The following is a 9,150-nucleotide window of genomic DNA, read 5'->3' as shown; positions in this document are numbered from 1 at the left end:
GTCTCGGTCACTGCGGGCCTTTCGATGAGGGGGTGGGTCGAGCGTCGGTGGTGTGAGCGTCCGCGTCGCGGAGCTCGGCGAGATAGCGGTTGTATTCGACCAGGGCGACATCGTTGGCGGGGTCCGGCGATGCCAACGACGACGCGCTGGGGGTGGTGGGTCGCTCGGGCAGGATGCCCTCCGGGATCTCGGCGACGGAGTTCTTCGCCGCGACCTTGCGGGCTTCCTCGGGATCGCTCTCCAGGATGACGAAGCGGCGATAGGCATAGATCACGGCCGCGGCGAACGCCGGCCACTGCAGGGCGTAGCCGAGATTGAGTCCGGAACCGGATGCGGACTCGTACCGTGACCACTGCCACCACGCGAGCACCAGGCACACCACCGCAGCGGATACGGCGAGCACCGTGAGCGCGGGCCGGTGGGTGCGGCGACGGGTGGGGGACATGGCTATGACGGTACCTGGCCTGCGATGATCAGAACGCGGCCGGTAGGGTGGTCGCCGTTACACTGCGTGACTCACACTCCGGCGAGTCGCGCCCACGCGCGAGTGGCGGAATTGGCAGACGCGCTGGATTTAGGTTCCAGTGTCTCAGGACGTGGGGGTTCAAGTCCCCCCTCGCGCACCATAAACTCGCACCCGCAGTTGCGCTCGAAAGCCCTGCATCGTGAGTCGACGGTGACAGTGCTCCTCGCGCCTGGTGCAGCCTTGCCTAGGTAACAGCTCAAGTCGCGGCGCACTCGGCGCAGCAGAACTACCGACGCGCCGAGCACCCGTCGGCATCCGGCATGCCAACATTTCAAGCCTTCTCAGAACGGAAACACTTGCGGCAACGGTTGGCAGTGACGCCCGCTGGGCATCTCAGATTCCGCCCATCTAGATTGTCAATGACTGCGACGGTCTGGATGTTGGACATAGTTTGGCGGTAGCGAACCGTCGCACAGAGAAGAAACTCCGATCTGGGAACGGCGCCGGCAAGGTCTGTTGTCGGGACTGGATCGACCTCAACAGACGGAATTGTGTCGTCGAGTGCAGCGCCGATGACGTCGTCGAATTCAGTCGACCGGCGTGCATATCGAGATTGCGCTCAACATGCTCGTCGCCCGTTCTTCGATCATCTTGGGCGGACGGTCGCGAACCCTTGGAGCGCCGTGGCCGCTGCATGCATCTCGCGGAGTTCCGCTTTCGATGCCATGACCCGTTCTCAATGGACGCGGACTCGGCGGCCGGCTAGCGCCTTCGACTGGCGGCGCCAGATCACTCCATGAATGTCAGGGGTCTTCGATATGGTCACCTTTCCAATCAGTTGCAACTTACCTTTGCGGTTTCTGCGTCGCTTTTAGGATGCAAGCCGCACTCGACGGGAAGAGCGGTACAGAATGACTCGAACAAGAGCGCAACGTCTGCTATTGACGATGATCGCTCTACTTTGTCTGCGTTTTGGATTCCTACGACCGCGTCTAGAACGAAGAAAAAAGCCTTGCGCCGATGAAGCCCGTCTCGAGGCCCGAAGACTGTCAGCGGAAGCCAGGCGCCACGTCCGCGATCGATTTCGCTCTCGCGTAATCGGGGACGTGATCGGAGCCTTCGTAGTCACCTACGGCGCAGGCTATTTGGTCTGGCTTTTGGGACACCCGGGGCAGACGGACGCTCAGATGTTTGAGCCGTATCAGTGGGTTCCTGACATCCGACCACACTTAGATGGCCTCGTAACACCTGAGACCGCGCGAAACTGGATCGGTATCGCGCTGGCTGCTTCGGTGTCGATAAGCATCACACTGTCGATGCGAAACAAGGGGAGCGAATCCTACATTGAGCAAGCCGCAATGGCCCTATGGCGACAGTGTATGGATGCGATGACATCGGCGTTAGCATGCGCGTGCGTTGTAGTAATGACAGTCGGTTGGCTTGGTGTGCATGACAAGTCAGACGTCGGCGCGATGGTGCTGGCGACTTTTGGGACGATCGCTATCTTCTTGATGAGCAGCATCCTGCTCGATGACTTCAGCTCGGCGAGTCGCTACCGCCGCCAGGAAGTACTAGAGCAGCGACTCGACCGACTGCACAAGTGGCGGACAGTCCTGCGAGACAAGGGAGTGCCAAGTGTCTCGAACGGCCAGCGGCATTCCCTTGTCGGCGCCCTCTTCGTTAGGACCGCAGCGGTGAGTGCCCCGTTATGGGTGGGCGTTGTACTGTATGTCTCAGTCGTGAGGGTGCTTCGGGATCAGGCGATGGCCGGGAGTTACCTCTGGCAAACGGCGATACTCGTACCCACCGTCGTCACATTCTTTCTGTTTGTGATCGGATTCTGCGCTCTTACATCCTGGTCATCATTCAACACGAAGAGAATGAAGCTGCATTTTGTGTTGCAGCCATTCGCAGCCTGGATTCTTTGGGGTAGCGTAGCCCTGCCGACTACCATGGTCGCAGCCGTAGAGCGCGGGATCTCCTCTGGCGCATTTGTCGGTTTTCTGCTATTCGGTCTCCCACTAGCAATACTCAGTCTTTTTAGAGTTTCACGGGCCGGCAAGGTTCACCTACGCCGACGTCGGCTGTATCAGTTGGCCGTATGGTTCTCGCTGCCCGTTTGGGTACGAGTTCACGCGAGGCTGGACCAATCCGAACTGTTGTCACGTGCTGACCTGCAGCGGGAGTCTGCGAACCCCCTATACCGGGCGGTAGATCCGTGCGGAGAAGGCGACCCTGCATCGTCACCGTCTTCGCATACGATCGCGCGGGCGGCGAGTAGGTCAGTGAAGAAACATGTTCATGGTGGTTGGCGACCAGGCCGGGGCGTTGATGATAAGCCGGAACCCGTGGGTCGTGATGGCGTGTTCGGGTGCGAGGGTGGTTGAGAGTCCATGCGGCGAGGGCTCATGGCTCGTGTAGGTCGCGCGAGCGGGCGTTGGCTCGGGGGCTTCATGAGCGCTATAAGCAGGGTGTGGGCTTCGGTACTGCACCGCTGTGCATTAGGCGGCCCATTGTGAACCCAGACGGCTATCGCGACCGTCTGTTGGCCGGCAGCGATGGCGTCACCCTCACGGCTGTCGACGTGACCACCGGCGAGGTCGCGTGGACAGCACCGTTCCTCGCCATCGATTTCGACGCGGATGCGTTAGTCACCGGCAAAGCACTCGAGCCCTACGGCGACGGGTGGATCTTCTCGTCGGACCGTCGAATGATCGGGCTCGCGCCGCTCTGAGTCACAGCTCGGCCGAGATGACCTCGACCGCGTCGTCGTCGGCGAAGACGATCTGGTGATCGTCGGTCGAGATCGCCCAGCGGCGTAGTCGTGCGGTGTGCTCGTCGTCGATACGGGTCTCGACGGTGGTGTCGCCGGCCAGGTCCGCGAAGTCGTCGACGACCTCGCCCTCCCTTGTCGAACCGTCGTCGAGCGTGACCCTGACCCGGGCCGCCACGGAGACCTCCCCTGGGGCCTCGCCGTCAGCGTGGTCGGCGTCGACCGACTCGTTCTCCGTTGTGCTCATCCGGTTGTCCTGTCCCCTCGGGTGGCCTCCGACGGTGACTGCGTTGCACGTCGGTGGCACACCATGCGTGGACATCAGTTTATCAAAGATGTCCATTGACAGGATGAAGACGGGGAAGGTGCTGATCGGTGGCGGAATCCGCGCGGCATCTCGATTCGACGCCGCCGCAGGGTTTTTCCGCCCTGCCGGCGGAACTCCTTAGGGCAGAACGTAATCGGCGGGGGATCAACAATCAGCCCCGCGGAAGAACAATCGCCAGAGTCCGAAGAATCGGGCTCTGGCGATCAATGTGACAATACGGTGGGCTATATCAGTGTGCGGAGTTGTAGGCCTCGACGATGTCGTTCGGAATGCGGCCGCGTGCGGACACCTCATATCCGTTCTCCGCTGCCCAGTCTCGAATCGAGGCATTCACCGACGCACCACTCCCGGCGGAATTGGTCTTCGTCCGTGCTGATGGCGACCGTCGTCGGCCGCCGACCCGGGTCGATGCCTTGAGTAGTTTCGCGACTGTCACCTTGCCCTGCTCGATCTTGTCGAGATTGGCCGCGGACACGTCGAGCTCGTAGTCGACGCCGAGCCACGACCACGAAACGGTCTGTGCGTCTTGGGGATCGAGTTCGCGACCGTCCAGGTCGTCGACAAAGGTCACCGTCTGAATTTTCGACACGCCCCCAACGGTAGTCGATAGACGCGCGGGAAGCATGAACCTGCGCTTTCCCGGTGTCGGGATTCTCGGGCGAATCGTCCGACATCGCGATTACCGAATGCGCAACACGGAGTCAATTGCGGCCGGGAATGGCGAATCGGGGCGGTTCGGGATGGCGAATGGATTCTTCCGGACGTGACGGTTCCGATGTTCTCGACGCCGATGACCGGGAGGCTTCCGGCTTTCGCGTCGGCTTGATGCGGGGAGTCGAGTCGGTTGTCGTCCGCCGATTGGCCTCCGCGCCGAGTCCGCTGCCCGTCGTGTCGTCGACGCGTAGGCACATCGACCGGATTACGTGGTGCGCGGTCACCAGTCCGTAGGTCATCGGCAGGCCCAGGGCCGTGACGAGCAGTCTGGTGGGTCGTAGCGGGCTGTCACCGACGATCGACGGCTCGATGACATTGCCTACTTCCCGGATCAGATGCAGCGCCAACTTGTACGCATAATGCGCCGCGGTGATCGGTTTGCTGACCGTGAGCTCGTCCAGGGACACGGTCTCCCATGGGTCCGCCCCGTGGCCGATGTTGTGCCCGATGCCGAGAAGGATGTCGAGCGGCGCCCCGCCGAAGATCGGGATCAGCGAACCGAACAACGACGCCGCCAACTCGCCGACCGAGCGGTCCTCCGCGGGATCGAGCGGAATGAGGTTGTGATGAATGCGGATTCCGCGCATGGCGCCGAGAATTCTGGTGGTCTCGGCCCGGATGCGGGGTGCGTCGGCGGGATTGTTCTCCTGCGCCTGCGCAGACACATACCGCACCAGCCGGCCGAGTGTGAGCGACCCGATCGGCGTACACGTCTCGACATCCGCCAGGGCGAGGTGGTCGGCGATATCGGCCACCATCGGCGGGATCGGGATGTCGAAATGCACGGTGTCGCTCGCGCGTCCGGCCAGGGCGCGCTGTTCATCGGTGACGCGTGCGAGGCACTGCTCGAGGACCGTTTTCGCGGTGGCGCGCAGCAGGGCCTTCACCGCGAACTCCGACGAGAAGACGAAGGCCGAGATGAGCCAGTTGTAGGTGACGAACGGGGCCAGGAAGTCGGCGTCCGTGCCGGCGAAGGGGCTAACGAGGTCGGGGGTCGAACCGGCGAGGACGCGCGCGGGGATCAGGACCGTGGTGAACAGGTACAGCCACACCGTCTCCACGGCCTGGATGACGGTGATGTTCCCGAGGGGGATGGCCTCGGTGTGCCGGCCGTCGCGGATCTTCAGCAGGTTCGACACGAGGAGCTGCGAGATCGGGTCGCGGTAGTCGAGTGCGGGATCGTCGTCGTCGGCGCCGAGGGTGAGGGGGTGCTCGGTGACGGCGAGGGTCGACACGTGCAGACGGCGCATGTCGCGGTGCGCCGCGACCCGGCTCTGCCTCGCCGCGGCACGCAGAGACGGCGGCAGGACCTCGTACACCGCGTCGAAGACAGAGTCGTACACCACTGCGAGGGTCGTGAAATCGCCGCTTGCGCAGCGTGTCTCGGGGCCCTCAATTGACTTCGGCGTGGGCAGCAGCGGGCGGCTCATGGTCTCGATGCGCTCGAGTCGCTCGGGGTAGGTCTCGGTCTCCGGGTCGACGGTCGGTGTCAGTTCGTGGACCGGCGTCGCACGCAGGGGTGACGCGGAGAAGGGTGCCGGGCTGCCGAGCACCGCGGCGGTGCCCGACCCGCCGGCAAGAGTGGGCAACGACATCGCCAGAGTGAACACGGCGAACATCCGCAGAACCCATGGCGGTACACCCCGCGCCGCATTGCCCCGACCTGAACTCATGCACCCACTACCCGAATAGTCGTCTGATGACCCGGCGACACCGCCGGCGACCGTGCGCCGCCGCGGCGTCGTGCGTGACCACAGCAGTCCGCGAAGGGAAAGTTAGTCGAACGAAGCTCAAGGTGCGCGGCGAGAACCCCCGCACCGGGTCGGCGAACGGGGATGTCGGTGCGCCGTGCAACGATTCCGGGGTGAGACGTCGAGCGGCACGGTTGTCGGGAGTACTTGCCGCGGTGCCGGTCGCCGTGGTGCTCGTGTCGTGCGTCGACGTCGAACCCGGTCCGGGCCTCGAGCGCCCCTCATCCGAGCGCACCCAGCCCATGCCCTCGACGACGGGGCCATCGTCACCGCCGGCTGGTGCGTCGCCGGATACGCCGCCACCGGCGGTCGGCCGGGAACAGGCCGATCTCGCGTCGCTGCAGGTCAAGGGTCGCGCACCCAAGACCGGATATGAACGGTCGCGATTCGGGAGGGCATGGGACGACGCGGTCGACGTGCAGTACGGCCGCAACGGTTGCCGGACCCGGGAGGACATCCTGCGGCGAGACCTCACCGGCATCACCTTCCACGCCGACGGGTGCCGGGTGCTCGCCGGCACACTGGCGGATCCGTACACAGGTACGACGATGCCGTTCACCCGAGGCGAGGACACCTCGGCGCTGGTCCAGATCGACCACGTCGTCGCGTTGTCGGACGCCTGGCAGAAGGGCGCGGCCGGGTGGACCGCGGTCAAGCGCATCGAGTTCGCGAACGACCCGCGAAACCTCCAGGCCGTGTCGGGAGCCGTGAACCAACAGAAGAGCGACGGCGACGCGGCGACCTGGCTTCCCCCGAACAAGTCCTACCGGTGCACCTACGTGAGCCGGCAGATCGAGGTCAAGAAGTCCTACGGGCTGTGGGTGACGCCTGCCGAACGCGACGCCATGAGTCGGGTCCTCGCGTCGTGCTGAACCCGTCGAGCCGCGGGCGCGCCGGTCGTCGGTAGCCTTGGGGACCGTGACCGCGGACCAGGGACGACCCCAGCCACTCGCCGACCGCGCGGATCGTCATCCTCTGTCCGAGCCCGCCGCCGTGGCGGCCCTCGGTGCCGATCTGCGGTCGGCGGGATACACGAACGACGGTGTCACCGAACTGCTCGGCGAAGGCGCTCACGATGCCCTCGTCCGCGGCACCTGGTGGCCGGCCCTCGCCGCGACGCGTGATGTTGCCGGCGAGCACCGCCGGCTGGCGACCCTCATCCGACTGTTCCTGCTGGGCTCGGACGAACCCGAAGCCACTGTCGCGGAGGCGTTTCCGACGACGGGCACGGACGCACTGGTCACGCAGGGCGTGCTGGCCCGGGTCGATGAATCGCTTCTGCGGGCCCGCCTTGACATCCGTCCGCACGCCGACGACACCCGCGACTACCTCGTGATCGCCGACCAGGATGCCGCGATGCGACCCGGACCCGTTGCCCACGACCACGTCCTGGGGATCGGCGGCGCGTCGATCTCGCTGGCCCGGGCCGTCATCCGCGAACCCGTCCGCCGCGCTCTCGACATCGGAACCGGATGTGGCATCCAGGCGCTGCATCTCGACGCGCACTGCGAGCAGATCGTGGCCACCGACACGAACGACCGGGCGCTGGCGCTGGCCGCCGCGACGGCCCGCCTCAACGGGATGTCGTGGGATCTGCGGGCGGGGAGCATGTTCGAACCCGTCGCGGGGGAGCGGTTCGACCTCATCGTGTCCAACCCTCCGTTCGTCGTCGGCGCGGGCGGGCGGGACTACATCTACCGCGACTCGGGCGTCGTCGGAGACGGGTTGTGCGAGCAACTCGTCCGCGAGTTGCCTGCCCATCTGAATCCTGGTGGCACCGCCCAGATCCTGGCCAACTGGGTCATCCGCGAGGGCGAGGACTGGCCGGAACGGGTCCGCTCCTGGCTCGCCGGCACCGGACTCGACGCCTGGGTCGTCCAGCGGGAGGTCGCCGACCCCATCAGCTATGTGTCGCTGTGGTTGTCCGATGCCGGTGAGGACGAGGCGACCGCCGCGCGGCGAGGTGCGGAGTGGCTCGAATGGTTCGAGGCCAACGGCATCGTCGCCATCGGGATGGGCTCGATCACCGCCCGCGCCCCGCTCGACGGTGAGCACCGCGAGCCCGACGTCGTGATCGAGGAGATCACCGGCGCCGGTGAAGAGGTGACCGGGCCCGAGGCCCAGGCGTTCCTCGCCCGACGGCGCTACCTGCGGGAGACCTCGGACGAACAGCTGCTCGCTCGGCGGCTGTCGGTGGCCCCGGTCATGCTCGAGGAGCACTCGCTCCCCGGGGACGAGGGCTGGCAACAGGTGTCGGCCGCCGTCCGCCGACCCGGGGGGCCCGGCGCCGTTCTCGGCGTCGACGAGGTCTCACGCGCACTGCTTGCCGGCAGTCGGGGGCAGGTCCCGCTGGGCGTACTGCTCGAACTCCTCGCCGACTTCCACGGCGTCGACGCCGACGCACTCGCCGAGGCGGCGCTGCCCGTGGTGCGCGAGGCGATCGGCCGGGGGATTCTGTACGAGGCGACGTGACTCAGGCCGGGAAGGTCGCGTCCAGCGCCGCGGCGAGATCCGCGATGAGATCGTCGGCGTCTTCCAGCCCGACGGAGAACCGCAGATGTCCCCACTCGCGGAACGGTTCGGGGTAGGCCGCGACCCGTGGGCCGTCGGTGCCGACATGGACGATGAGTGACTCGTCGTGTCCCAACGACACCGCCGAGGTGATCGTCGTCAGCGCCGCGACGAATCGGTTCTGGGTGGCCGGATCGCCGCGCACCGCGAACGCGATCATGGCCCCGAAGCCGCGGCCGCCGAACTGTCGTGCCGCGAGGTCGTGTTCGGGATGCGACGCCAGACCCGGGTACCGCACGTAGGTGATGCGCGGGTCGTCGTCGAGGAAGGCCGCGACCCGCTCGGCATTGCGTTGATGCTGGGCGAACCGGAGCGGCAGGGTGATCGCGCCGCGGGCGATCAGCCATGCGTTGAACGGCGAGATGACCCCGCCGACGTCGACCATCGCCTGTTTCCGGATCTGCGACATCAGCTCCGACCGGCCGAGCACTGCACCGCCCATGGCGTCGCCGTGCCCGTTGATGTACTTGGTCAGCGAATGGACGACGAGGTCCGCGCCGTCGGCGAGCGGACGGTACAGAGTCGGCGGCGTGAAGGTGGCGTCGAC

At 65.6% G+C, this 9,150-nt stretch carries 8 protein-coding genes and 1 tRNA gene; 4 read left to right on the top strand and 5 right to left on the bottom strand.

The window, feature by feature from the left end:
• Positions 1-7 precede the first annotated feature (7 nt).
• The gene (locus tag FFS52_RS23085; protein ID WP_058250000.1) at positions 8-445 is read right to left on the bottom strand and encodes a hypothetical protein; all 438 of its coding nucleotides are present in this window, start codon (positions 443-445) and stop codon (positions 8-10) included.
• Between the two features lie 96 nt (positions 446-541).
• Here FFS52_RS23085 and FFS52_RS23080 point away from each other — a divergent pair.
• Both FFS52_RS23080 and FFS52_RS23075 read left to right on the top strand, forming a co-directional pair.
• Positions 542-626: transfer RNA gene (locus FFS52_RS23080), tRNA-Leu, on the top strand.
• Between the two features lie 2,355 nt (positions 627-2,981).
• Entirely contained in the window at positions 2,982-3,200 is a 219-nt protein-coding gene (locus tag FFS52_RS23075) for a hypothetical protein (RefSeq protein ID WP_058250001.1), read from the top strand.
• 1 nt (position 3,201) lies between these two features.
• On the opposite strand, the gene FFS52_RS23070 is transcribed toward FFS52_RS23075, so the two are convergent.
• The 3 genes from FFS52_RS23070 to FFS52_RS23060 form a co-directional block, all read right to left on the bottom strand.
• Positions 3,202-3,486, bottom strand: coding sequence for a hypothetical protein (locus tag FFS52_RS23070; RefSeq protein ID WP_068971347.1), 285 nt, complete (start codon positions 3,484-3,486; stop codon positions 3,202-3,204).
• 310 nt (positions 3,487-3,796) lie between these two features.
• Positions 3,797-4,156: an Lsr2 family protein gene (locus FFS52_RS23065; RefSeq protein ID WP_226513021.1), complete on the bottom strand. Its 360-nt coding sequence runs from the start codon at positions 4,154-4,156 to the stop codon at positions 3,797-3,799.
• Positions 4,157-4,268: 112 nt separating this feature from the next.
• Entirely contained in the window at positions 4,269-5,954 is a 1,686-nt protein-coding gene (locus FFS52_RS23060) for a hypothetical protein (protein ID WP_226513022.1), read from the bottom strand.
• Positions 5,955-6,145: 191 nt separating this feature from the next.
• Here FFS52_RS23060 and FFS52_RS23995 point away from each other — a divergent pair, with 191 nt between their 5' ends.
• Together FFS52_RS23995 and FFS52_RS23050 are read left to right on the top strand one after the other, a co-directional pair.
• Positions 6,146-6,904 carry an HNH endonuclease family protein gene (locus tag FFS52_RS23995; RefSeq protein ID WP_349291576.1) on the top strand — a complete coding sequence of 253 codons (759 nt, stop codon included), beginning with the start codon at positions 6,146-6,148 and terminating at the stop codon, positions 6,902-6,904.
• 46 nt (positions 6,905-6,950) lie between these two features.
• Complete coding sequence (locus FFS52_RS23050) at positions 6,951-8,504, top strand: methyltransferase (RefSeq protein ID WP_137811036.1); 1,554 nt, start codon at positions 6,951-6,953, stop codon at positions 8,502-8,504.
• A 1-nt stretch (position 8,505) separates the two neighbouring features.
• On the opposite strand, the gene FFS52_RS23045 is transcribed toward FFS52_RS23050, so the two are convergent.
• Positions 8,506-9,150 (bottom strand): PLP-dependent transferase (locus FFS52_RS23045; protein WP_171011719.1); only part of this gene is annotated, 645 nt, incomplete at its 5' end.

This window comes from Gordonia sp. ALPHA1B1 (genome assembly GCF_005502615.1).
GTDB lineage: Bacteria > Actinomycetota > Actinomycetes > Mycobacteriales > Mycobacteriaceae > Gordonia > Gordonia hongkongensis.
The sequence above is the reverse complement of the archived record's forward strand: the minus strand, read 5'-3'. Positions and strand labels throughout refer to the sequence as shown.